At 64.7% G+C, this 23206-nt stretch carries 21 protein-coding genes; 12 read left to right on the forward strand and 9 right to left on the reverse strand.

Annotated features, from left to right (window positions below; genetic code table 11):
• Positions 1–15: 15 nt before the first annotated feature.
• From M9924_19770 to M9924_19795, 6 genes are all read right to left on the reverse strand, one after another.
• Entirely contained in the window at positions 16–678 is a 663-nt protein-coding gene (locus M9924_19770) for a class I SAM-dependent methyltransferase (GenBank protein MCO5066625.1), read from the reverse strand.
• A 5-nt stretch (positions 679–683) separates the two neighbouring features.
• Positions 684–1865 (reverse strand): DUF3419 family protein, encoded by a 1182-nt coding sequence (locus M9924_19775; GenBank protein MCO5066626.1) that lies wholly within the window; start codon positions 1863–1865, stop codon positions 684–686.
• A 74-nt stretch (positions 1866–1939) separates the two neighbouring features.
• On the reverse strand, positions 1940–2800 hold the full coding sequence (locus tag M9924_19780) for a UDP-2,3-diacylglucosamine diphosphatase (protein MCO5066627.1): 861 nt from the start codon (positions 2798–2800) through the stop codon (positions 1940–1942).
• Positions 2801–2904: 104 nt separating this feature from the next.
• Positions 2905–3798, reverse strand: a complete 894-nt coding sequence (locus M9924_19785) for a LysR substrate-binding domain-containing protein (GenBank protein ID MCO5066628.1) — start codon at positions 3796–3798, stop codon at positions 2905–2907.
• Positions 3795–4832: a YeiH family protein gene (locus M9924_19790; protein ID MCO5066629.1), complete on the reverse strand. Its 1038-nt coding sequence runs from the start codon at positions 4830–4832 to the stop codon at positions 3795–3797. Before M9924_19790 ends, M9924_19785 begins: the two co-directional genes overlap by 4 nt.
• 165 nt (positions 4833–4997) lie before the next feature.
• Positions 4998–5963, reverse strand: a complete 966-nt coding sequence (locus M9924_19795) for a D-2-hydroxyacid dehydrogenase family protein (protein ID MCO5066630.1) — start codon at positions 5961–5963, stop codon at positions 4998–5000.
• A 347-nt stretch (positions 5964–6310) separates the two neighbouring features.
• Between M9924_19795 and M9924_19800 the strand changes: the two genes are divergently transcribed.
• From M9924_19800 to M9924_19810, 3 genes are read left to right on the forward strand one after another with little or no spacing between them, the layout of a single operon-like run.
• A complete protein-coding gene (locus M9924_19800) occupies positions 6311–7966 on the forward strand; it encodes a thiamine pyrophosphate-binding protein (protein ID MCO5066631.1) in 1656 nt (551 codons plus the stop codon).
• Complete coding sequence (locus tag M9924_19805; protein MCO5066632.1) at positions 7963–8742, forward strand: SDR family oxidoreductase; 780 nt, start codon at positions 7963–7965, stop codon at positions 8740–8742. Before M9924_19800 ends, M9924_19805 begins: the two co-directional genes overlap by 4 nt.
• Positions 8743–8795: 53 nt before the next feature.
• Positions 8796–9545 (forward strand): alpha/beta hydrolase, encoded by a 750-nt coding sequence (locus M9924_19810; GenBank protein MCO5066633.1) that lies wholly within the window; start codon positions 8796–8798, stop codon positions 9543–9545.
• A gap of 96 nt (positions 9546–9641) precedes the next feature.
• Here the strand turns inward: M9924_19810 and M9924_19815 are convergent, their stop codons facing one another.
• A complete protein-coding gene (locus M9924_19815; GenBank protein ID MCO5066634.1) occupies positions 9642–10661 on the reverse strand; it encodes a TRAP transporter substrate-binding protein in 1020 nt (339 codons plus the stop codon).
• A gap of 292 nt (positions 10662–10953) precedes the next feature.
• Positions 10954–11328: a VOC family protein gene (locus tag M9924_19820; GenBank protein ID MCO5066635.1), complete on the reverse strand. Its 375-nt coding sequence runs from the start codon at positions 11326–11328 to the stop codon at positions 10954–10956.
• 186 nt (positions 11329–11514) lie between these two features.
• Between M9924_19820 and M9924_19825 the strand changes: the two genes are divergently transcribed.
• Genes M9924_19825 through M9924_19840 form a run of 4 tightly spaced genes read left to right on the forward strand, consistent with a single transcriptional unit; the run spans position 11515 to position 15874 of the window.
• On the forward strand, positions 11515–12924 hold the full coding sequence (locus M9924_19825; protein ID MCO5066636.1) for a CoA transferase: 1410 nt from the start codon (positions 11515–11517) through the stop codon (positions 12922–12924).
• A gap of 19 nt (positions 12925–12943) precedes the next feature.
• Positions 12944–14119, forward strand: coding sequence for an acyl-CoA/acyl-ACP dehydrogenase (locus M9924_19830; GenBank protein ID MCO5066637.1), 1176 nt, complete (start codon positions 12944–12946; stop codon positions 14117–14119).
• A 10-nt stretch (positions 14120–14129) separates the two neighbouring features.
• Positions 14130–15086, forward strand: coding sequence for a hydroxymethylglutaryl-CoA lyase (locus M9924_19835; GenBank protein MCO5066638.1), 957 nt, complete (start codon positions 14130–14132; stop codon positions 15084–15086).
• Entirely contained in the window at positions 15083–15874 is a 792-nt protein-coding gene (locus M9924_19840; GenBank protein MCO5066639.1) for an enoyl-CoA hydratase-related protein, read from the forward strand. Before M9924_19835 ends, M9924_19840 begins: the two co-directional genes overlap by 4 nt.
• A 6-nt stretch (positions 15875–15880) precedes the next feature.
• Here the strand turns inward: M9924_19840 and M9924_19845 are convergent, their stop codons facing one another.
• The gene (locus M9924_19845; protein MCO5066640.1) at positions 15881–17737 is read right to left on the reverse strand and encodes a TRAP transporter large permease subunit; all 1857 of its coding nucleotides are present in this window, start codon (positions 17735–17737) and stop codon (positions 15881–15883) included.
• A 137-nt stretch (positions 17738–17874) separates the two neighbouring features.
• Between M9924_19845 and M9924_19850 the strand changes: the two genes are divergently transcribed.
• The 5 genes from M9924_19850 to M9924_19870 all read left to right on the forward strand — a co-directional run bounded on the left by M9924_19850 (position 17875) and on the right by M9924_19870 (position 23180).
• Entirely contained in the window at positions 17875–18618 is a 744-nt protein-coding gene (locus M9924_19850) for a hypothetical protein (GenBank protein ID MCO5066641.1), read from the forward strand.
• A gap of 87 nt (positions 18619–18705) precedes the next feature.
• Positions 18706–20154, forward strand: coding sequence for an aldehyde dehydrogenase family protein (locus M9924_19855; GenBank protein MCO5066642.1), 1449 nt, complete (start codon positions 18706–18708; stop codon positions 20152–20154).
• A 40-nt stretch (positions 20155–20194) separates the two neighbouring features.
• Positions 20195–21322, forward strand: a complete 1128-nt coding sequence (locus M9924_19860) for an iron-containing alcohol dehydrogenase (protein ID MCO5066643.1) — start codon at positions 20195–20197, stop codon at positions 21320–21322.
• Between the two features lie 31 nt (positions 21323–21353).
• A complete protein-coding gene (locus M9924_19865; GenBank protein MCO5066644.1) occupies positions 21354–21944 on the forward strand; it encodes a hypothetical protein in 591 nt (196 codons plus the stop codon).
• 264 nt (positions 21945–22208) lie between these two features.
• Positions 22209–23180 carry a LacI family DNA-binding transcriptional regulator gene (locus M9924_19870; GenBank protein MCO5066645.1) on the forward strand — a complete coding sequence of 324 codons (972 nt, stop codon included), beginning with the start codon at positions 22209–22211 and terminating at the stop codon, positions 23178–23180.
• The last annotated feature ends 26 nt before the right edge of the window (positions 23181–23206 follow it).

The following is a 23206-nucleotide window of genomic DNA, read 5'->3' on the forward strand; positions in this document are numbered from 1 at the left end:
CTATTGCTGGCAAGATCAGCCGTCAGCCTTCTGAACAACCGAAATCCATGAAAAGCCGCGATGCAGGCGGTGCGCCTCGCTGGTGCCACCCGACAGATCGGCAATGTCGCGCGCGACATCGAACAGATCGGAGCGCGGCGTCACATGATACCAGCGCAGCCATGTGTACATCGCCGACTTCGCCCAGCCGGGCAGCGCCGCCATGTCGCCGAACTCCGCCACATGAATCTCGCCGCCGGGCGCCAGATGCCGGGCGGCCTGCGCCATCACCGCGCGCCATTGCGGGATCATCGAGACCGCGTAGGACAGGAAAATCCGGTCGTATCCGTCGAACCCGAATGTCCGCGCGGGGTCGAAATCGGCAGCGTCGGCCCAGGCCAGCCTGATGCGCTCGCGCATCCCGGCGCGCTCCACATTGGCGGCGGCGGCGGCCAGCATCTCGCGCGAGATGTCGATGCCGTGGAAAGTCGCGTCAGGATAGGTGCGGGCCGCGTGAACGAGGTTGCGCCCCGTGCCGCAGCCGATCTCCAGCACCGTGCCGCCCTGCGGCGGGCGCAGCCCGGCCAGCATCGGGTCGCGCGCCAGCAGGTAATATTTGCGCGTCGCGTCGTAGAAGCCGAAGCGGCGCTGCAAGCGGTAGACGCGGTCCATCAGCGCGGCCTGGTCGACAGTTCCCATGGGCTTCAGTCCTTCAGCGAAAGCAGGTGGAACCCGCCATAGATCGACGAGCGGTCCCGAAGATGCAGCGCGCGCGAGCGTGCCTCGTCATAGCTCCAGCGGTCGAGCAGCGCCGGGTCGACGCGGCCCTGCAACAGGTTGGCATGTCCGGCGGTGCGGAAGATGACGCGCGCGCCGCGCGCCGCCGTGCGCGTGATCTCACTCCAGAGCGCGTTGAGCTGCGCGTCCGACATCCAGTCCTGCGCATCCAGCAGCACCACGCGATCCACCGAGCGCGGCGGCCTGGCCGAAAGCGCCTCGGTGATCGAGATGTTCTCGAAGCTCAGCCGGCCGATGCGCTCGCGCAGCGTCGCGAAATTCGCCATGCGCAGATAGGGCGGCAGCGGCGCGTCCTCGGCCTTGCCGTAGCTGCGCCCGAACGCCTGCCACGCGAAGTAGTTTTCCGAAAGCGGGAAGTCGCAGGCCAGCCGCTCCAGCCGGTTGCGCAGCACCACAGCCATGCTCACCGTCCTGCCATTGTCATTCGCCAGCGCGTCATATTGCCGGGGCGGTATGCCCAGCCCGAACAGCGAGGATTTGCGGCCCGTCGCCCAGCGCACCAGACGCTTGTCGAACAGGGGCGCAAGCTGCGTTTCGAAGAACAGGCGCTGTTCCTGCTGCGAGCGCGCTTCGAGCAGGTCGCGCGGGTCGACGCCATAAAGCCGCGCGACGCGATGGCCCCAGCCGATGAAATGGCCGAGCAGCCCGTGCCTGTAGAGATGGCGGCTGAACATCGAGATGCGGCGGCGGCCCGTCGGCCCGCGCCCGTCCCAATAGCCGCGCGTGAATTCGTCCAGCGCGGGCCGGATATGGTTGCGATAGCTTTCCCGGTTCCGCGCATCGTCGGCCATCGCGTAGAAGCGGTGGAAGCTCTCATAGTCGGGCAGGTTTGCGACCGCCGCGATCTTGAGTCGGTTGAAGGCGATATGCGCCGGATTGAGGTCGACCGCCTCGATGCGGCCGGGGTCCCGGAGCAGGTAGGAAAGCGCATTGCAGCCGCCCGACGCGATGGTCACGATCCTGTGCCCCGGCCCGATCTCCAGCGCTTCCATGTCTGTCTCGGGGTCCTCCCAGATCTGCGCGTAGACCAGCTTGTGGAACAGCCGCGCGAACAGATATTCGCCCGCCGCCGAGGGCGTCAGCGGCATGCTCCTGCCCACGGCCTCGCGCAGCCTGCTGCGCACTGTGCCATTTTCCGGTTTCGTCGTCCGAGCGGTTGCCGTCACGTTGGGTGCCTTTGCGGTGCGGGTTGGAGCGATGGGGCGTGAGAATGCCTGAGAAGGGGTGGCTTGCCGGCATTGAGCGCGGCGCTGAACATCTGCCAGCGGATCAACTCCATGCGTCCGTCATAATGTTCGACGATCGCCGTGCAGCTTTCCACCCAGTCGCCCGTGTTGATATAGGCGAGGCCATTGAAGTTGCGCTGTGAGGCGGTGTGGATGTGTCCGCAGATGACGCCGTCGACGCCGCAGCGCGCGGCCTCCATCGCAAGCGTTTCCTCGAAGCGCCCGATGAAGTTCACGGCATTCTTCACCTTGGCCTTGGCCCAGGCGGAAAGCGACCAGTAGGTGAAGCCGAACCTGCGGCGCACATGATTGACCTGCCGCGAAAGCTCGAGCGCCAGCACATAGGCCCAGTCGCCGAGGAAGGCGAGCCATTTGGCATGGCGAACCACCACGTCGAACACGTCGCCATGGATGACGAGATAGCGCTTGCCGTCGGCGGCCCGGTGCACGATGCTTTCGACCAGTTCGATCTCGCCGAAGTTCGAGCCGCAGAACGCGCGCAGGAACTCGTCGTGATTGCCCGGTACGTAGACGATGCGCGCTCCCTTGCGGGCCTTTCGCAGCAGTTTCTGCACGACATCGTTGTGCGACTGCGGCCAGTGCCACGAGGTCCGCAGCCGCCAGCCGTCGACGATGTCGCCGACGAGATAGATCGTATCGGCGTCGTGCTCGCGCAGGAATTCGAGAAGAGCGTCGGCCTGCGCCCCCCGTGTGCCGAGGTGAAGGTCGGAGATGAAGAGGCTGCGATAGCGCCGCGCCTCGTCCGGTTCCCTGCCTGCCGTTGTGGTCACGCTCATCGAATCAGACACTCTTGATTTGATGCGCGCGACATACATCACCGCGTTGTTACGCCACGATGACAGTGGTGCGGTGCAGCACGATTGGCCGCCGTTTCAGGAGATCAGGCGGAAAGGTCCTGCTTTCCGGCAAGGCGCGCGAACTCCGCCTCGACGGCGGTGGCGTAGCGGGCGCGGTGGCGCACCATGACGAAGCGGCGCGACGGCAGCCTATAGTCGAGCGCCTTGAGCCATCCGGCCTTGATGCTGTTTTCGACGACGCGCCGGGACAGCACCGCAGCCCCTGCCCCCGCCTCCACCGCCGAGCGGACCGCTTCGTTGGAGGGGAGTGTCAGCGCGCCGCCCAGCCTGTCCAGGTCGATACCCAGGTCTGAGAGGACCGCGGAAAGCACCGCCCGCGTGCCCGACCCTGTTTCGCGCGTCACCCATTGCGTCGTCGAAAGGTCGAGCGTCCTGAAATCCTTCAGCGCGGCCCAGGGATGATCGCTGGCGACCACGAGAGCCAGTTCGTCCTGCGCAACCTGCTCGACGGTGAGAGTCGGCTGGTCGATGTCGCCTTCGGCGAAGCCGATATTCGCCTCTCCTTCGACCACCAGCGAGGCGACCGTCGCGGTGTTGCCGATGGTCAGGCTGATGCTGATTCCCGGATAGAGAGAGTGGAAGCGCTGGACGATCTCGGGCAGCCAATAATTGCCGACCGTCTGGCTGGCGGCGATGCTGAGCGATCCGACCTTCAGCCCGGCAAGGTCTGCCAGTACCAGTTCGGCGGCCTTTGCCCGCGCCATCACGGCGCGCGCTTCGGACAGGAACAGGCGGCCAGCAGGCGTCAGCGCAATGTTGCGGCCAACCCTGTCGAAAAGCTTCGTGGCGTATCGCGCTTCAAGCGCGGCGATGGCAGAACTTGCGGCGGATTGCGTGAGGTTCAACTCCCGTGCCGCGCGCGTCATGTGCTCCAGTTCGGCAACAGCGATGAAAACACGCAACTGCTCAAGGGTCATGCAGTCATCTTCAAAAGGGCCAGCGATATTGAAGCGATAAAGACAAAGGCGAAAAACGCAAGCAGCAAAGGCTTGACGCCCTGCCGGCGGATCGCGGCGACATTCGTCTGGAGGCCCAGCGCCGCAAGCCCGATGCTGAGCAGGATAGTGGTCGTGATCACCAGTACGTTGCGAATGCCCTGCGGTATCTCCACGACGCTGTTGAACACCATGGCCGCGACGAACCACAGCGCGAACCATGGCACGGACACGCCCGGCGCGTCGGATCTGGAACTTGCACGGCGGCTGACGAAAAGGCCGAGAGCAATGACCATCGGGGCGAGCATGACGACGCGCGTCAGCTTGGCCACCGTTGCGATCTCGCCTGCCTGCTGGCTGTTCTGGAAGGCCGCGCCGACCACCTGCGCCACTTCATGGATAGAGGCCCCCGCCCATATGCCGAAGCTCTGCTGGTTCAGTTCGAGTACAGGCGCCAGCAGGGGAAATCCAAGCATGGCGATCGTGCCGAACAGCGTGATGCAGGCCACCGAATAGGCGACGTCTTCTTCCTTCGCCTGGATCACGGCATTGGTCGCAACGATGGCCGACGCGCCGCAGATGGACGTTCCGGCAGCGATAAGGCAGGTCAGGTTGCGCTCCACGCCGAGCAGGCGGCCAAGCCCCAGCGTGCAGACGAAGGTGGCGAGCAGCACGGCGACGATGATGGCCGCGCCGCTGATGCCGATCACGGAAAGCTGGCCGAGCGTCAACTGGAAGCCGAGCAACACGATGGCGAACCGCAGCAGCGTCTTCTGGCAGAACACGATGCCGACCTTGGCGTGCGCGGGCGCACCGACGATGTTGGCATAGGCGATGCCGATGACCACCGCGACGATCATCGGGCTGAACATGGCCAGCCCCGGCAGTTCATGAAGCTGGAAGGCAGCGCCCGCCGTGAGCGCAGCGATCAGCACGCCCGCCCAGATTCCCACTGCCGGAACGGCCAGCGGCCCCTGTGCCTTTGCCGCCTGATCTGAGGATACCATCGTCGCCATATGTCATCAGCCTGAAAGAATATCCTTCAAGGATGCACGACATTAGAACATAATTCCAACGCAACTTATTTGTCGAATTGATCGAATTTTCCGATCGAATGACGCTTTCAGGCGGTGCGCATCAGCCTGCGCCACGCGGCCGACACGGCGAAGTTGTTCGCCGGCTTAACCCGCCTTTGCCTCGGGGTTCATCAGGTTCACTGGCTTTCCGTCGAGAAAGGCAGCGATGTTGGCAAGGCTGGCCTTGAAATAATAGGAGAACACCTCGTCGACCACATAACCCAGATGCGGAGTCAGCACCACGTTGGGCAGGCCGCGCAGCAGGTGGTCTTTCGGAAGCGGCTCGACATTGTAGACGTCCAGCCCCGCATGGATCCTGCCCGCCGAGAGCGCGGCCAGCAATGCGGCTTCGTCGACCAGCGGTCCGCGCGCGGTGTTGATCAAGATGCTGCCCTCTTTCATCGAGGACAACTCGTCCGCTCCGACGATCCCGCGCGTGCTGTCGGACAGAGCCAGATGCATGGAGACGATGTCCGAGGTCGAGAAAAGCTCCGATTTCGAGACCAGCCGCACCCCCTTTGCGGCGGCGCGGTCGGCGGTCAGGTTCGGGCTCCACGCCACGACATCCATGTCGAACGCCTTGCAGATGCCCGCGACACGCGAGCCGAGTTTGCCAAGCCCCACTATGCCCACGCGGCGACCGGCCATCGGCAGGCCGATGGGCAGCCCTTCCTGGAAGGCGCCGTCGCGCATGTTGCGGTCCGCCGCCGGGATAGCGCGCGAGCAGGCGAGCATCAGGCCGACCGCAAGCTCGCCCGCAGCTTCAGAATCGGGACTGGTCGTGAACGACACGAGAATGCCGCGCCGCGTGCAGGCCGCGATGTCGAGCGTCGTCGTGCGATGCCCGGTCATGGAGATCAGTTTGAGGCGCGGCAGGCGCTCGATCAGCGAAGCCGGAAACGGCGTACGCTCGCGCACCAGCGAGATGATGTCGAAATCGGCCAACGCCTCGACGATGTGGTCCTGGTCGCGCCAGGGTTCGTGGAAAACGCGCACCTCGGCGTCGAGTCTCGACCAGTCGGCGGATTTCAAGGCCACATTCTGGTAATCGTCGATGACAGCTACACGCATCCCGGTCTCCTCCTATGCCTTTTCGCGCCAAAATACATTCAGCGCAAGGCAGCAATGATGAAATGTTTCATCAATCACACTTCGTGCGGTGTGCGCAAGGAGGAAAAAACAAGTGGATCGATAAAGCCCTTCCCCCGATAGTACCTGATATTTAATGATTATTGCTTCATCCGGCCTACACACCCGTATCGCGTCCGCGCCCGGAGCTTTGATGAAACGTTATCTTGACGGAGGCAATGATGCGGAGCATAGATGCCGTCGCCTGCGGGCGAGACGGCCCGGATGCGCATTCGCGCAGGCTTTGATATGGGTGCGCGGGCGAAGACGGGCTTAGGAGGTTGCAGCGAATGCCAACGGCGGCACAATATCTTGTGGATTTTCTACGGCGACGCGGCGTCGACCGCGCCTATTGCGTGCCGGGCGAGAGCTACCTGCCGATTCTGGACGCGTTCCTGGACAGCCCCATCGACCTCATTACCTGCTACCATGAAAGCTCCGCCGGGTTCATGGCGGTCGCGGACGGAAGGATAACCGGCATTCCGGGCATATGCTTCGTCAGCCGTGGCCCCGGCGCCACCAATGCGACGATCGCCCTGCACACGGCGCAGCAGGACGCGGTGCCGATGATCCTGTTCATCGGCCAGGTCGAGCGGCGCAATCTCCGCCGCGAATCCTTTCAGGAAATCGACTACGGCAAGATGTATTCCACCATCTGCAAATGGGTGGCGGAAGTTACCGACCCGGCCCGCCTGCCGGAAGTGCTGGCGCGCGCCATGCATGTGGCGACCGACGGGACGCCGGGGCCGGTGGTCGTCGTACTGCCGGAGGACATGCTGGACGAGCCGATGGACCCGCCAAGCGAGAAGCCGCATGCCGCGACCCGCACCGCGCCCGCGCCGCAGGCCGTCGATGCGGTTCTCGACCTGCTTGGGAAAGCAAAGCGCCCGCTCATCATCGCGGGCGGGCAGGTTGCCGCCGGTGACGGTCGCGCGGCGCTGAAAACCTTCGCGGAAAAATGGTCGATCCCGGTGGTCGTCAGCTTCCGGCGGCACGATCTGTTTTCCAATTCCAGCCCGCTCTATGCGGGCGACCTCGGCGTGTCCAACACGCCCGCACAGGTCGAGTCGTTCCGTTCGAGCGACCTCGTGCTCGCCATCGGCACGCGGCTCGGCGACCTGACGACGAAGGGCTATACCTTCCCCGCCTCGCCATGGCCGGAACAGACGCTCGTCCATGTCTGCGACGACCCCGCCGCGATCGGCATCAACTACCAGCCCGACATCGGCCTCGCCTGCACGGCCCTGTCCTTCCTCGAAGCCGTCAATGCCGGGCGCGCGCCCGCTGTCGCACCGGACAGGAGCGGCTGGACCGGCGAGCTTGCCGCCCACCGAGATGCCATCGCCGCGTGGCGTCCGCGCACGTCCGACGATGGCATCGTCTTCGGCAATGTGGTCGCGCGTTTGCAGGAACACATGCCCGCCGATGGCATCATCGCAACTGATGCGGGCATGTCGGCTGCGCTCATGTATCGCCATTTCCGCTACGAACCGCCGCAGCTCCTGCTAGCCACCGTCACCGGATGCATGGGCTTCGGCGTACCGGGGGCAATCGCCATGGCGCTGCGCTATCCCGACCGCAAGGTCGTGGCGCTTCTGGGCGACGGCGGCTTCCTGATGACCAGCAACGAGCTTGCAATCGCCGTCGCGCGCAAGGTCCCGGTGACATTCCTGCTGGCCAACAACCGCTCCCTCGGCTCGATCCGTGCCTTCCAGGAGCGGGTCTATCCGGGCCGCAATTCGGCGACCGACCTGTCGCCCCCCGACTTCGATCTTTTCGCACGCTCGCACGGATGCGCCTACATGCGCGTGGAGCAAGAGGCGGAGGTGGACGCCGCGCTGCAACGGGCGGTCGCGCATGACGGCGGCCCGCTTCTGGTCGAGTTCAGGACCAGCCTCTCGGCGGCGCTCCCCGAAGGCGCAAGGGAGAAGGGACAGCCTTCATGAATATCTCGCTTCGAGGCAGGACCGCGCTCGTCACCGGCGGCAGCAAGGGGATCGGGCGCGCCATCTGCGAACGGTTCCTGCTGTCGGGGGCGCATGTCGTGGCGCTCGCGCGGCGGCAGGAGGTGCTCGACGAAACCGCCGCCGAGATACGCGAGACGCACGGCCTCGAACTGGACGTGCGCGCTTGCGACGTGCGCGACAGCGCGCGGCTTCAAACCATCTTGGCCGACATCTGCGCCGCGCGCGGCGGCGTCGACATCCTCGTCAACAACGCCGCCTCTTCCATGCGCCGGCCATTCGCCGAACTGACGATGGACGATTTCCGCAGCGACATCGACCAGAAGGTCGGCGTGGCGATCCAGCTCGCGCAGGCCGTCCTGCCCCACATGAGAGAGCAGGCATGGGGCAGGATTCTCAACATCGTCAGCATATTCGGCAAGGCGCCGCAGCCGGCCAACCTGCCGACCAGCGTCAGCCGCGCCGCCGGCATCGCGCTCACCAAGACCATGTCGCTCGACCTCGCGCCGTTCGGCGTGACGGCGAATGCGCTGTGCATCGGCTATGTCGAAAGCGACCAGTGGCAAAGGCTCTTCAAGGCGTCGGGCGCAAACAGCTACGATGAGTTCATCGCCGAGCGGGGGCGGCTGGTTCCCCTCGGGCGCCTGGGCAAGGCGGAGGAAGTCGCCAATCTGGCCTGCTTCCTCGCTTCCGACGCCGCCTCCTACATCACCGGCACGGCCATCAATGTCGACGGCGGATTGTCGCCGGTCACCTGACGCCGCGCAGGTGAGGCAGGCCGCCAACCATATTTCGAATGAGGGAGAAGGACATGCCCGAACTGTTGCTTGATGACGCCCGCATCCACTACGAGGAATATGGCAGCGGCTATCCCGTCGTGCTGTTCGCGCCGGGCTTCCTGAACTCGCGTATAGAACGCTGGCGCCGCAACCCTGCCAAACCAGACACGCCGCAGGATTTTGCAGACCCGATCGAGGCGCTGGCCGACAGGTTCCGGCTGATCACCCTCGACATCCGCAATGCGGGCGCCTCGCGCGGCGCCATCGGGCCGAACGATTCCTGGGATACCTATGTTTCGGATTTCACGAAGCTCGTCGATCATCTCGGCGTGACGAAGGCGCATGTGATGGGTGGCTGCATCGGCGTTTCCTTCGCCTTCGCGCTCGGTCAGGCGCGGCCCGGCTTCGTCAGCGCCTATGTCCTCCAGAACCCCGTCGGGTTTTACGAAAACCGCGCCGCCATAGACGAGGAAGCCGACCGCTGGGCCGATCTCGTACGCACCTATCCCGAAGTCGATCAGGCGCAGGTCGGGCCGTTCCGCCAACGCCTGTTCGCGGGCGATTTCCTGTTCGCCGTCTCGCGCGAATTCGTTTCCACCTGCAAGGAACCTATCCTCCTGATGCCGGGCAACGACACCATGCATCCCAAGCACGTGTCCGACGAGATCATCCGCCTTGCGCCGCAGACCGAAGCCATCGCACCATGGAAGGGACAGGACCTGAAGGCCTCGGTCATCGCGCAGGTGAAGGATTTTCTCATCCGCCAGACGCCCTCCTCCTGACACGCAGCCATATGGCAAAAAAAGCCTTCGGACCGAAACGGTCCGAAGGCTCGCGGGTTGTCTTGGGAAGGATACGACCGGAAGCGGCGAACGCGCCTAGCCGCCCAGCGGGCCGCTGTATTTTTCGAGCAATCCGATAGCGTCGGCGCCGAGCTCCTTGCGCCACTCGTCGTAATAGCCGACTTCCTTGAGCTTGCGCTTGAAGGCCGCCGTGTCAGCCTCGTTGAACTCGATGCCCTTGGTCTTCAGGTCTTCGACAACGGTGCTGCTGACCTTGACGAGATCCTCGCGCTGAAGCACGGCAGCATTGTTCAGGTTCTTGGCGATGACATCGCGGATTTCGGGCGTAAGCCCCTCCCACATCGCCTTGTTTGCGCACAGCCATTGGCCGTCCCAGCTGTGGTTTGTCAGCGCGCAATATCTCTGCACCTCGTAAAAGTGCGAGATGTAGAAATAGCTCGCCTGAAGGTCCATACCGTCCGCCATCTTGGTCTGGAGCGCGGTGTAGACATCCGAGAACTGGATGGTAACCGGGTTGGCCTGCAGTGCCTTGTAGAGCGAGACACTGACCGGACTGACCGGCACGCGCACCTTCAGGCCGACGAGGTCTTCCGGCGTCCTGACCTGCTTGCTGCCCGTCCAGAGCAGCTTGAAGCCGAGGTCCCAGATCTTCTCCATAGGCACGAGACCGGTGTTGGCCTCGATCTCCTTGCGGATATGCGCGCCGAGATCGCCGTCGAGCGCTGCCCAGACCGCATCATAATCCGAAAACACAAAGCCGAGCGCAGGCGTCGCGGCCACCGGCAGGATGGACGACAGGATCTGTCCGGTAGGCTGGCAGAAATCGAGACCGCCGCTGCGGGTCTGCGACATCAGGTCGTTGTCGCCACCCAGCGCGCTGGCCGGGAATATCTGTAGCTCAACCTTGCCATCGGTCTCCTTGGCAATCGCCTCGGCGGCCTCAGCGACGCGGATATGGAACGGATGCTCGACCGGCGCCGAGTGTCCCAGCCGCAAGGTCACTTCCGCCGCATGGCCGAAACGTGAAGAAAAGGGCAGCACGGCCAGCGCACTTCCCGCAACGAGGAGCCCTCTCCTCGAAATATCGAATGTCATGCTTGAAATCCTCCCATCGCTCGACCGGCCCTGTCGAGCAACCTCATGGCGCCACAGGCCCGGCTGCGCTTCCACCCAACAGAAACAGCAAACCGGCGCCCCGGACATTGGGGCCGATATCCAACAGTCCGGGGCAATCAGTACGTTCGCGCGGGCCACTTGTCAAGAAAACGTTTCATCATTGTCAGTGCCAAGCGAATTTCTCCACCCGCACTATCCCGCGCAGCGTCCGCGAAGCTGTTCGCTCACGGGTCGCCTGCATCGGCCGCGACGGCGTTCAGCCAGGCTGAGGCTACCGGTCTGCATGCCGGTCAATGAGTTCCACCACGATGCCTTCGGGACCTGTGACGAAGGCCGCCCTTATATTCGGCAGAGGCCAATAGGGCTCCGTCGAAACGGTGATGCCACCATTTCTCAGTCGCTCGATCTCGCCATCTACATCGCTGACGGAGAGCGCTATATGATTGTAACCAAAGGGTGATTTGCGATTTTCACCGACCGCGTCCTCGTCTACGGAAATCTTCGTTCCGCCGATGTCGAGCCCGATGCGCACTTTGCCTTGGCGCAACTCCCTGCGCACCAGCGTTGCCCCCAGCAGTTCGAAAAAAGCGGCAACCGGATCGGCCGCATTTGCCTTCAGATGAATATGGTCGAGCACGGGCATCATGGTGATTCCTCCTTCGGGCAGGCCGTTCCGGCTGCTATTTTATCAGCCTAGCCGAATTACGATATTGATGAAACGATTTCTTGACAGGGGTTTCGGGGCATCCTAAGACCTAGGGTCAGGACCTGTTGATTTGAATGAAATGGCACCTGAAACGGCAAGAAGATGCAAGGAGAAGCGCGAAGGTCGATGGGGTTCCATCGTCCGGGCGGTTCGACGCGGCAGCTTGCAGCCGTTCCGGTGTCCTTCGGATGTGGGCCATCCGGCCCGCAACTTCGTCGCAAGGAACTTGAAAATGCTCACATTTCCTTCGTCCTTGCTCCTCGTATCGGACCGGATGGCGTCACACCATTTCGTCCAAATCAACAGGTCCTGACCCTGGTCATGATCGAGATGCAAGACACATCGGCGCACGATACGGGGCCTCTTGCCGGCTGCACGGTGATCGAGCTTGGCCACAGTGTCGCGGCTCCCTTCGCGGGCATGATCCTTGCCGACCTCGGCGCGCGGGTGGTCAAGGTCGAGAACCCCGCCGACGGCGACTATGCGCGCGGATGGGGACCGCCCTTCTGGCGCGACACCTCCTCGCTTTTCGCCGCGCTGAACCGCGGCAAGGAAAGCGTCGCCATCGACTTCCGCACCGAGGAAGGCGTGCGGCGGCTGCGCGACCTCATTCTTGGCGAGGCCGACGCCGTAATCCAGAACCTCAGGCCCGGCGTGCTGGACCGTTTCGGGATCGGCGCGGACGACCTGTGCGCGGCCAAGCCGTCGCTGATCTGGTGCAATATCGGCGCGTTCGGGCCGGTCGGGCCGCTGGCCCGCAAGCCGGGCTACGACCCGCTGGCGCAGGCATCGACGGGCATCATGAGCGTCACCGGAGAGGCGGGCCGCTCGCCCGTGCGCGTCGGCGTGTCGCTTGTCGACATCGGCGCGGGCATGTGGAGCGTGATCGGCCTGCTCGCCTCCCTGTTCGAGCGGGAAAACCGCAAGAAGGGCGCGGTCGTCTCGACATCGCTCTATGAGACAGGCCTGTCGTGGATGACGGTTCCGCTCGCCGGCTATGCGGCGGCGGGCGAAGTGCGCGGGCCGCAGGGTTCCGGCAGCGCCGAGATCGTGCCCTACCAGGCCTTCAACGTCGGCGGCGAATGGATCATGATCGCGGCAGGAAACGACAATCTCTTCGGCAGGCTCTGCCGTGCGCTCGGGCAGCCGCAACTGGCGGACGACCCCGCCTATCGCACCAACGCCGACCGGGTGAAGAACCGCGCCGCACTGATCGCCGGCATCGAGGCGGCCATCGCCGGGTTCGACATGGCGCGGCTCAGCGCCGCGCTCGACGCGGAAGGCGTTCCCTCCGCGCCGCTGCTGACCGTCGACCGCGTTCTCGCGCATGCACAGACGCTCGCCCTCAACATGGGCGTGCCGCACGGGCAAAGCGAACTCGTCACCATGGGCATTCCGCTGACCTTCGACGGCGTGCGGTTCGCCGCGCAGGCCGAGGCCCCTGCCCTTGGACAATCAAAGCTTCAGGCGGAAACCGCGTTTGCCCCACAGGAAGCGGCGGGCGCCGCTTCGCTGGCCGGCGCACGCCGGGTCTGATTTCAGGATCTTGAAAAGCATGTCTTCTTGCGTCGAAGTCGAACTGGGTGAGGACTATCCGGAGCTGCGCGAGTCGGTGCGGCGCATCTGCTCGCAATTTCCCGGCGAATACTGGCGCGCGCTCGACGAGAAGGAGGCCTATCCGACCGAATTCGTCAAGGCGCTGACGGCGTCCGGCTTTTTGGGCGCGCTGATCCCCGAGGAATATGGCGGCTCCGGCCTGCCGTTGCGGGCGGCTGCCGTGATCCTCGAGGAGATAACCTCAAGCGGCTGCGTGGCAAGTGCGGCGCATGCGCAGATGTACATCATGGGTACCCTGCTGCGTCACGGCAACGAGGACCAGAAGCGCCGCTTCCTGCCGCTGATCGCGTCCGGCGAATTGCGGCTCCAGGCGTTCGGCGTCACCGAACCAACCAGCGGCTCCGACACCACCCAGATCAAGACGCGCGCCGAGCGCCGCGGCGACGGCTATGTGATCAAGGGGCAGAAGGTATGGACGTCGCGTGCTCTGCATTCGGACCTGATGCTGGTGCTCGCCCGCACCACCCCGGCGGAAGGCGTGTCGCGGCGCACCGACGGCATCTCCGTTTTCATCGTTGACCTGCGCGAGTCGCTGGGCACGGGTGTCAAGATCCAGCCAATCAAGACGCTGATGAACCACAACACGACCGAGGTTTTCTTCGACGACCTCTTTGTGCCCGCCGAGAACCTGATCGGCGAGGAAGGAAAGGGCTTCCGCTACATTCTCGACGGGATGAACGCCGAGCGCATCCTCGTAGCGTCGGAATGCATCGGCGACGGGCGCTGGCTGCTGCGCAAGGGCGTCGACTACGCCAATGAGCGGCACGTCTTCGGGCGGCCCATCGGCCAGAACCAGGGCGTGCAGTTTCCGCTCGCCCGCGCCCATGTCGCGCTGGAGGCAGCCGACCTCATGTGCCGCAAGGCCGCCAGCCTGTTCGACGCGGGCCAGCCCTGCGGCGCGGAAGCCAACATGGCGAAGCTGCTCGCCTCCGAGGCGACATGGCTCGCCGCCGACACGGCGCTGCAGACCCATGGCGGCTTCGGCTATGCACGCGAATACGACATTGAGCGCAAATGGCGAGAGGTGCGCATCTACCAGACAGCGCCGATCTCGACAAACCTGATCCTGGCCTATATCGGCCAGCATATATTGGGGCTACCGCGCTCCTATTGAGGCCGTCGCAATGCCCGAAGACATCACGGTTGTCGAAGTCGGCCCCCGGGACGGTCTCCAGATCGCCGGAAGCATCATGGCGACGGCGGACAAGCTGCGCTGGATCGAGAGCCTCGCCGCAGCCGGCCTGCGCACCATCGAGGTCGGCAGCTTCGTTCCCCCCGCGCTCGTCCCGCAAATGGCAGATACCGGCGAAATCGTTCGCTCGGTCCTCTCGCGCCTGCCCGGCATACGGGTCGCGGCGCTCGTACCCAACCTGAAGGGTGCCCAGCGCGCCCATGCGGCGGGCGTCCATTCGATTGTCGTGCCGGTGTCCGTCAGCGAGGGGCACAGTCTCGCGAACACCAACAAGGGAACCTTCGCTCAAGTCGAGGAATTCGGCTTGATCGCAGCGTGGGTCCGCGCCCAGCCAAGGCCGATGGAAACGCTGGCGGCCTGCGCCACCGCCTTCGGATGCTCGATCGACGGAAGCGTGCCGCTGCCAAGGGTGGTCAAGGTCGCCGTGGCGCTGGCCGAGGCGGGCGCGGATAGCGTGGCGCTTGCCGACACCGTCGGCTATGCGGACCCGGCGGCGATCCGCGCAACCGTACGCGCCGTGCGCGGCGAGCTTGGTGCGCGGCTGTCGACGCTTCACATGCACGACACATACGGGCTCGGCCTTGCAAACGCGCTCGCGGGCCTCGAAGAGGGAATCCGGCGATTCGATTCCGCACTGGGCGGGCTCGGCGGCTGTCCCTTCGCGCCGGGCGCTGCCGGCAACATCGCCACGGAGGATCTCGTCTACATGCTGGAAAGCATGGGATTGCGGACCGGGATCGACCTTGGCAAGCTGCTTGAGGCCCGCCTCGTGCTGGAACGGGCGTTGCCTGCGGAACCGTTGCGCGGTGCGCTCGGCAGGGCCGGGATACCTCGGGTCTTCCGTGACAAGGCCGAACACGACCCGGCGGCGCAGGGGAGCAATCCATGACCGGACATTTCGAGACGATCCTGCTACATGAACAGGACCACCTGCTCACCATCACGCTCAACAGGCCCGAGGCGGGCAACGCGCTGAACACGGCGATGCTGGGCGACCTCTTGACGCTGTTTTCCGACCTCTATGTCGAGCCGCGCGGCATTCGCTGCATCATCGTCACCGGGGCGGGTGAGCGCATCTTCTGCGCGGGCGGGGATTTAAAGGAGCGCAAGGGCATGACCGACGAGGCATGGCGCCGCCAGCACGCGCTCACCGAGCAACTGGTCCGCCATCTGTTCGAATGTCCCATCCCGGTCATCGGGGCGATCAACGGCGCGGCCTTCGGTGGCGGATGCGAACTCGCGCTGGCCTTCGATTTCTCCTATGCGGCGGCCACCGCTCGCTTCGCCCTGCCGGAAGTGACGCTCGGCATCATTCCGGGCGCAGGCGGCATGCAGAATCTCGCGCGCGCCAGCGGCATGCGGCGGGCCAAGGAGGTCATCCTGACCGGCGCGCCGTTCACGGCGGAAGAAGCGCTGGCCTGGGGGGTGGTCAACAAGGTCTGCGAGCCCGCCGCGCTGATGGAGGAAACGACAGCGGCGGCGCGGCGCATCTGCGCCAACGCGCCGGTTGCCGTGGCGCAGGCGAAGAAGGCGATCTCCATTTCCGGCGATGTCGGGCTTGCGGAAGGCTATCGCTTCGACCTCGAAGCCTATTACCGGACGATCCCGACCGAGGACCGCAGCGAAGGCGTTCTGGCCTTCAACGAAAAACGCAAGCCCGTTTTCAAGGGCCGGTAGCGGCGCCTACAGGAAGCCGGTCGAAATCCACGGAACGGCGGCGACGATCAGCAGCCCGAGCAGAAGCACGGCCATGAACGGCCAGATGTGGCGCACCGCGTCCTCCGGCCTGACCTTGCCGATGGCGCTGGCGACATAGAAGCCGACGCCGAAGGGCGGGGCGAACAGGCCGAGGCCCATGGCCAGGATCACCACCATCGCATAGTGCACCTCGTTGATGCCGAGCGCCTTGGCGACCGGGAACAGCAGCGGCGCGAACAGCACGATGGCCGGAATGCCCTCGAGCACGCTGCCGAGGATGATGAACAGCACGATGGAGACGATCAGGAAGGTGTAGGCGCCGCCCGGCAGGTTGGACATGGACTGCACCAGCAGGAAGGAGAAACCGGACTGCGTCAGCGCCCAGGCCATCGCCGTGGCCGCGCCGATGATGAGCATGATCGCCCCCGACAGCGAGCCGGTCCGCACCAGCATCGACACCATGCGCCGGAAGTCGAACTCGCGGTAGATCAGGATACCGGCAAGGCTCGCATAGACGATGCCGATGGTCGAGACCTCCGTCGCGGTGGCGATGCCTTCCGCAACGCTGAACCGGATCACGAAGGGCAGGAAAAGCGCTGGCAGCGCGATGACGAAGCTGCGGATGATGGTGCGCCCCGAAGCTCGTGGAATGTTGATCTCGGTGCCGCGCCAGCGATACCAGACCATGGCGCACAGCATCAGGCCGAGCAGGAATGCCGGCAACAGGCCGCCCGTGAACAGAGCGGCAATCGAAACGCCCGTCACCGAGCCGATGGTCAGCAGCACGAGGCTCGGCGGTATCGTCTCCGTCTGCGCGCCCGTCGCGGCGAGCAGCGCCACAAGCTCGTTGCGATCCGCGCCGCGCTTCTCCATTTCGGGAAACAGCACCGGGGCGACGGCGGCGATGTCGGCGGCCTTCGAACCCGAAATGCCCGACACCAGATACATTGCGGCGATCAGCACATAGTGTAGCCCGCCGCGCAAATGGCCGATCAGGCTGGCGAGGAATGCCACCATGACGCGCGCCATACCTGTCAGCTCGATCAGCATGCCGAGGAAGATGAACAGCGGAACCGACAGCAGAACGAGGTGCGACATGCCCGCGTCGAGGCGCGCGACGATCACCTCCGCCGGAACGCGGGTCGTCAAGGTCAGGTAGGCGAAGGTCGCCAGACCGAACGCGGCGGCAATCGGCAGCGCCGCGAAGACAGCAATCGGAACGAGGATCGCGAAAAAGATGACGAGGTTGATCTTGCCGAGCGGCGGGAACAGCGGCTGGAGCAGCCAAAGCACAGCGATCAGCGCAGCGATGATGGCCGCCGCGAGCAGCGACTGCCGGTCCCAGCCGGAGATCAGGCGGGTCGCCGACAGCAGAAGCATGAGGCCGATGCCGGTCGGCATGGCCATGGTCCGCCACGACTGGTTTACGCCGAGAGACGGCATGATGACGCTCGCCTCGGACTGCACATAGTGGATGGATGGGACCAGCAGCAGCGCAAAGAATACGAAGGTGCCGATCCATGCGAGCTTGGCCATGAACGCGCGGCGCTCGGCCGAAAGCGTATTCACAAGGGCCGACATCGTCATGTGCTCGTTGCCCATCAGGGCGAGCGCTGCGCCAAGCATGGTCAGCCACAGAAAGAGCGTGGAGGCGAGTTCGTCCGACCAGACGAGCGGCAGGTGGAACACGTAGCGGGCGAGAATCCCCGCAAACAGGACGAGCACTTCAACAACCACGAGGACTGCGATCAGCGCGCCCAATATGCGTGCTATCCATTGCTCGAACCAGGGAATGAATGCCCCCTGTTGCAATGTCCCTATCGCTTCCGCGCCATTTTTCATGCGGGCGTCCTCCCAAACACGCGAAGCGGTTCCCGACGGTCGGCCCCGCAGTGCGCGCCAACCTAGTATCTGGATGAAAACTATGTCAAGAAAACGTTTCATCTAAATCGTGGACGAGCAGGGAGAAGATGCGAGGAATGGACAGGATCGCAGGAGCGGCGGCCATGCTCGCTGCCACGCATGCCAGGGAAAGCTTCCCCTGCCTGCCCGACGAATTGTCGCCTCGGACGCTTGCGGAGGCGCTGGCGATCCAGGACGAGATCGTCAGGCGCGGCGGCGAGACGCCGACAGCGTGGAAGGTGGCGACCCTGCCCGAGGGTGTCGCTTGGGGCGCAATCCTGCCCGGCCGGATATTCACCTCCGGCAGCGCCGCGCGGATCGGCGACGAGCCGGTCGGCATCGAGGCCGAACTCGCCTTCCGCTTCCGCAGGAACGTGGCCCGTTCCGAGTATCCGCTTGGCCGGGACGCGCTTTGCGAGGCGATTGACGCCTTTTTGGCGATGGAATTGGTCACCAGCCGCTTCAATTCCTACCAATCAGCGCCGCCTTTGCACCGGGTTGCGGACTTCATGTCGAATGGCGGCCTGGTCCTTGGCCCGCAATGGAAGGCGTGGCGAAGCGCCGACCTGTCGTCCGTCGAGGTCACGCTTTCCATCGAAGGCATTCCGAAAACGTCGTCGCAGGCGGGGCATCCGTCCGGCGACCCGTTGCTGCCCCTGCTCGCCTATGTGAACGATCGTCTGCCGGGGCAGGACATTTCCGAAGGCACGCTCGTCATCACCGGCAGCCTGACAGGGCTGACCTGGACGCGCGTTCCCGCCACGGCGGAAGCGCATTTCCACGGGCTCGGAACGGTCGGCGTCACGCTTCGCGCATTTTGATGAAACGTTTTCTTGCATTTTTGAAGCCGTTGCCTATTTTGGCGCGACCTTGATCTGCGGCCATCCGCGCGGGAGGAGAATTCGTCCGTGTCTTCACCAATCCAGACAAAGCACAACCACTTCATCGACGGCGGGCCGACGGAGCCCGCGGGAGGCGCTTTCCTCCAGGAGTTCGACCCCCGGACCGGCGAGCCTAGCTTCACCATTGCGCGAGGAAACGCCGCCGATGTCGATGCGGCGGTGCGTTCGGCCCATGAAGCGTGGCCGCAATGGCGCGACAGGCGCCCCGCCGAGCGGGGGCGGATACTTACCTCCATCGCCCGGCTGTTGCGCGAGCGCCAGCAGGACCTTGTCGAGATCGAGCGTTCGGAAACGGGCCGCCCGCTGTGGCATGCCCGCCTCGAAATCGAGACGGCGGCGCAGTATTTCGAGTTTTACGGCGGCATGGTCCATGCCTGCCGCGGCGAAGTAGTCGACCTTGGCGCAGGCTACCATTCCTACACGCGGCGCGAGCCTTTCGGCGTAGTCGGCATCATCCTGCCGTGGAACGCACCGCTCAACCAGGCCGCGCGCGGCATCGCACCTGCGCTGGCAAGCGGCAACGCCGTCGTGTCCAAGCCGTCGGAGTTCACCTCCGTCTCGCTGATCGAGCTGGCGCGGCTCGCGGTCGAAGAGGCCGGGCTGCCGCGCGGTCTGTTCAACGTGGTGACCGGCACCGGGCCGGAAGCAGGCGCGGCGGTGGCCGAGCATCCGCTGGTGCGCAAGATCGCGTTCACGGGGTCGGTCGGGACGGGCCGCGTGCTCGGCCGCATCGCCGCCGACCGCATCATCCCCATCGGCCTCGAACTCGGCGGCAAGTCGCCCAACATCGTCTTTGCAGACGCCGATCTCGAAAAGGCTGCCGATGGCGTCGTGAAATCCTTCACATTCAATGCCGGGCAGGTCTGCTCGGCGGGAACGCGCTGCCTCGTGGAGCGCTCCATCTACGACCAATTCCTCGGCCTGCTCAGGGAGCGCATCGCAAAGGTGGCCGTCGGCGCCGACGACCAGGCCGCGATGGGTCCCATCATCACCAAAGCGCAGTTCGAGCGCGTGCAGGCGTTCACCCGCATCGCGCGCGAGGAAGGCGCGGAGGTGATCGAGGGCGGCGCAGTAGCCGACCCGCAGGCGGCGGAACGCGGCTGGTTCATTCGCCCGATGCTGGTCACCGGGCTTGCCGCCGACGCGCGCACGGCGACTGAAGAGATATTCGGCCCCATCGCATCGGTGATGCCGTTTGATGACGAGGCTGAAGCCGTCGGCATCGCCAACGCCAGTGAATACGGGCTGGTTGCGGGCTTGTGGACCTCCGACGTCTCGCGGGCGCATCGCGTGGCGGCGCTGCTCGAGGCCGGGCAGGTGTTCGTCAACGAATATTATGCCGGCGGGGTGGAGACGCCCTTCGGCGGCTACAAGCAGAGTGGTCACGGACGCGAGAAGGGCGTCGAGGCGCTGCTGCACTACACACAGGTCAAATGCGTGACGATCAAACTCTGATCCCCCGCCCAACCGCACAACAGGACCGCCGGAGATTGCCTTGCCCAACATCATGTACCTGACAAACATCAATTTCGACTTCGGCGCGGTCGGTGCGCTCGGCTCCGAACTCGCGGCCGTCAGCGTGAAGCGGCCTCTCCTCGTCAGCGATCGCGGCCTTGAGAAGACCGGACTGCTGGATCGGCTGCTGTCGCTGCTTCCCGAGGGAACGAAGGCTTTCCTCGACGTGCCGTCCAACCCCACGGAAGAAGCGGTCCTCGCCGGGCTGGAGCTTTATGCGGCGGAAGGCTGCGACGGGCTGGTCGCGGTCGGCGGCGGCTCGCCCATCGATCTGGCCAAAGCGATCGCGCTGCTCGCCGGCCACAGCGGCCCGCTGTCGCGCTATGCGGCGATCGAAGGCGGCGTGGCGCGCATCACGCCTGCGGTGCACCCGGTCATCGCCGTGCCGACCACGGCGGGCACCGGGTCGGAGGTCGGCAGGGCATCGCTGATAACCTTGAGCGATGGCCGCAAGGTCGGGCTTATCAGCCCCTACCTGATACCGCGCCGCGCAATATGCGACCCGGAACTGACGCTCGGCCTGCCACCCGCGCTGACGGCGGCCACCGGCATGGACGCGTTCTCGCATTGCGTGGAGACCTTCCTGTCGCCGCGCGTCAACCCGCCAGCCGACGCCATCGCGCTGGACGGCGCACGGCGCATCTGGAGCAATATCGAGGCCGCCTGCGCCGACGGAAGCAACCGCGAGGCGCGCTGGGAAATGATGATGGGTGCGCTTGAGGGCGGGCTGACCTTTCAGAAGGGCCTCGGCGCCGTGCACGCCCTTTCCCATGCGCTCGGCGCGCTGAAATCGCCCTCCCTGCACCATGGAACGCTGAACGCCATCCTGCTTCCGCCCGTGCTGCGTTTCAACGCGGCCACCGCCGCTGCCAAGATCGAGACGCTGGCGCGGGCCATCGGTCTGCCCGCCGGCGCGGACCTCGCCGAAAGCGTCGAGCGGCTGAACGAAAGGCTGTCGATCCCGACCAGCCTCGCAAAGCTCGGCGTCGTGGAGGCGCAGTTGCAGGATGTCGTTACAGGTGCTCTGGCCGACCACAGCCATGCGACGAACCCGCGCGAACCCACCCGCGACGACTATCTCGCCATGCTGCGCGCGGTGATGGTCTGAGCGGCAAGGCAACAGGCGATTGGAGGACAAGATGAGCTATGAAATCACGCGCGGAAGCGAGGTGGCGCGCCGGTCGGTCGAGGCCGCGCTGCACGGCCTCGACCTTGTGTCGCCGCAGACGCGGGAACTGATCGTCACCGCATGGGTCAGTTCGCTCGAATCGAGCCCCTATGGAAGCCTCGACGAGGTGCCGTGGGATGTGCTCAACCCACGCTTCCGGCTGATCGACCACGTCAACGAGACGACGCGGATCGGGCTTGAGTTGGCCGCCATCGCCGAGCGCCTGTGGGGCAAGAAGGCGGACATTGAAACGCTGGCATCCATCCTCATCCTGCACGATGTCGACAAGCCGCTCTTGATCGAGCGCGAGGGCAACAAGGCCCGCTATGCGCAACTTGCCTCCGAAATCCCGCACGGCGTGGTCGGCGGAATGATGCTGAAGGAGCTTGGTTTTCCCCACAAGGTGGTCAGCACTGTGACGGTCCATTCGCCCCGCATGCCTTTCCCTGGCAGGTCGCTCGAAGCGTATATCCTGTTCTACGCGGACATGTTCAGTTGCGACAACTCCATGCTGGATGCCGGTCTCAAGCCGTTCTATTTCGGCCTGGAACTCTCCGAGTGAGCGAATCCGGGGCGAATTCGGCGGCGAGACGGCGACCTCTTTGGATTTGCATGTCCAGCCGGATTGCGGTTAGTGTCCGTGACATGCCTCGCACCGAAACGGAGAGCCTGATGAGTTTGCGCCGCCGCATCGCCGCCCCTGACACGCGGAACGGCATCCGGGTCTGATTGCGCAGACAGTCGTAGCCAGTTTCGATCATTCTTCGGTCCGACCCATATGCCGCAGGAAAAACCGACAATCCGGGACGTGGCGCGAACAGCCGGAGTGTCCATCGGGACAGTCTCGCGTGTGCTGAACGGCAGCAATACCGTGGGCGAGGAACTTCGCGCCAAGGTACTGGACACCATCCGGCAGCTCGATTTCGAGCCAAACGCCGCTGCGCAAAGCATGCGTCGCCGGACCACGCTCACGGTCGGGTGCATCGTTCGTGAAATCGTCATCCCGGCCATGGCGGAATTTGCACGTTCCTCGCAGCGCGTGCTGGAAAAGGCGGGATATTCGCTGCTGCTCAGCAATTCCGACGGACGGCCCGAAACAGAAATCCAGCTCATCAAGCGCATGCACAGCCGCCAGATCGACGGCATCATGCTCGGGGCCTATTCGTCGGTCGACCAGCAGTTCGACGACATGCTCAAGAACCTCGGCATCCCCATCGTCGTAGTCGACCGGGACAAGCCGTTCTGGGCCGATGCGGTCGTCGCCGACCACGCAAAGGGCCTGCAGGCGGCGACGGAGCACCTGCTCGACCTCGGCCATGAGCGGATCGCGCTGTTGACCGGCCAGCCGCAGATCCTGCCCGCGCGCGAGCGCATTCGCGGCTACAGGGCAGCGTTCGAGAAGCGCGGCCTCAAGGTCGATGAAAAGATGATCCACACCGGCAGCTTCCTCTCGGCAGACGGCTTCAGGACGAGTTCGATGATCCTCGGCAGCCGCACCCCACCGACCGCGATCATCGCGGGCGGCATCGAGATGCTCTCAGGGGTTATCCGAGCGGTCAGGGCGCGCAACCTGTCCATACCCGACGATATTTCCATCATTGGGGCCGGACAGTCCGAACTGGCCGAGTTCCACGTCCCGGCCATCAGCATCGAAGGCTGGGACCATGGCGAGATGGGCAGCATCGCGGCGAGCCTCCTGCTCGACCGCATGCTGGACCGGGTGGATGCCGAACCGCGCCACGTCGTGCTGCCCACCACCTTTACCGCCCGCGGATCGACGTCACTGGCCAAGAACTGACCAAAGCTACGAACCTTGGCAATTCG

It is taken from the genome of Rhizobiaceae bacterium, from assembly GCA_023953835.1.
Lineage (GTDB): Bacteria > Pseudomonadota > Alphaproteobacteria > Rhizobiales > Rhizobiaceae > Mesorhizobium_G.

Coding starts and splice junctions, on each gene's coding strand:
- M9924_19770 (MCO5066625.1), bottom strand. CDS start 678: ATGGGAACTGTCGACCAGGCCGCGCTGATGGACCGCGTCTACCGCTTG.
- M9924_19775 (MCO5066626.1), bottom strand. CDS start 1,865: ATGCCGCTGACGCCCTCGGCGGCGGGCGAATATCTGTTCGCGCGGCTG.
- M9924_19780 (MCO5066627.1), bottom strand. CDS start 2,800: ATGAGCGTGACCACAACGGCAGGCAGGGAACCGGACGAGGCGCGGCGC.
- M9924_19785 (MCO5066628.1), bottom strand. CDS start 3,798: ATGACCCTTGAGCAGTTGCGTGTTTTCATCGCTGTTGCCGAACTGGAG.
- M9924_19790 (MCO5066629.1), bottom strand. CDS start 4,832: ATGGCGACGATGGTATCCTCAGATCAGGCGGCAAAGGCACAGGGGCCG.
- M9924_19795 (MCO5066630.1), bottom strand. CDS start 5,963: ATGCGTGTAGCTGTCATCGACGATTACCAGAATGTGGCCTTGAAATCC.
- M9924_19800 (MCO5066631.1), top strand. CDS start 6,311: ATGCCAACGGCGGCACAATATCTTGTGGATTTTCTACGGCGACGCGGC.
- M9924_19805 (MCO5066632.1), top strand. CDS start 7,963: ATGAATATCTCGCTTCGAGGCAGGACCGCGCTCGTCACCGGCGGCAGC.
- M9924_19810 (MCO5066633.1), top strand. CDS start 8,796: ATGCCCGAACTGTTGCTTGATGACGCCCGCATCCACTACGAGGAATAT.
- M9924_19815 (MCO5066634.1), bottom strand. CDS start 10,661: ATGACATTCGATATTTCGAGGAGAGGGCTCCTCGTTGCGGGAAGTGCG.
- M9924_19820 (MCO5066635.1), bottom strand. CDS start 11,328: ATGATGCCCGTGCTCGACCATATTCATCTGAAGGCAAATGCGGCCGAT.
- M9924_19825 (MCO5066636.1), top strand. CDS start 11,515: ATGGGGTTCCATCGTCCGGGCGGTTCGACGCGGCAGCTTGCAGCCGTT.
- M9924_19830 (MCO5066637.1), top strand. CDS start 12,944: ATGTCTTCTTGCGTCGAAGTCGAACTGGGTGAGGACTATCCGGAGCTG.
- M9924_19835 (MCO5066638.1), top strand. CDS start 14,130: ATGCCCGAAGACATCACGGTTGTCGAAGTCGGCCCCCGGGACGGTCTC.
- M9924_19840 (MCO5066639.1), top strand. CDS start 15,083: ATGACCGGACATTTCGAGACGATCCTGCTACATGAACAGGACCACCTG.
- M9924_19845 (MCO5066640.1), bottom strand. CDS start 17,737: ATGAAAAATGGCGCGGAAGCGATAGGGACATTGCAACAGGGGGCATTC.
- M9924_19850 (MCO5066641.1), top strand. CDS start 17,875: ATGGACAGGATCGCAGGAGCGGCGGCCATGCTCGCTGCCACGCATGCC.
- M9924_19865 (MCO5066644.1), top strand. CDS start 21,354: ATGAGCTATGAAATCACGCGCGGAAGCGAGGTGGCGCGCCGGTCGGTC.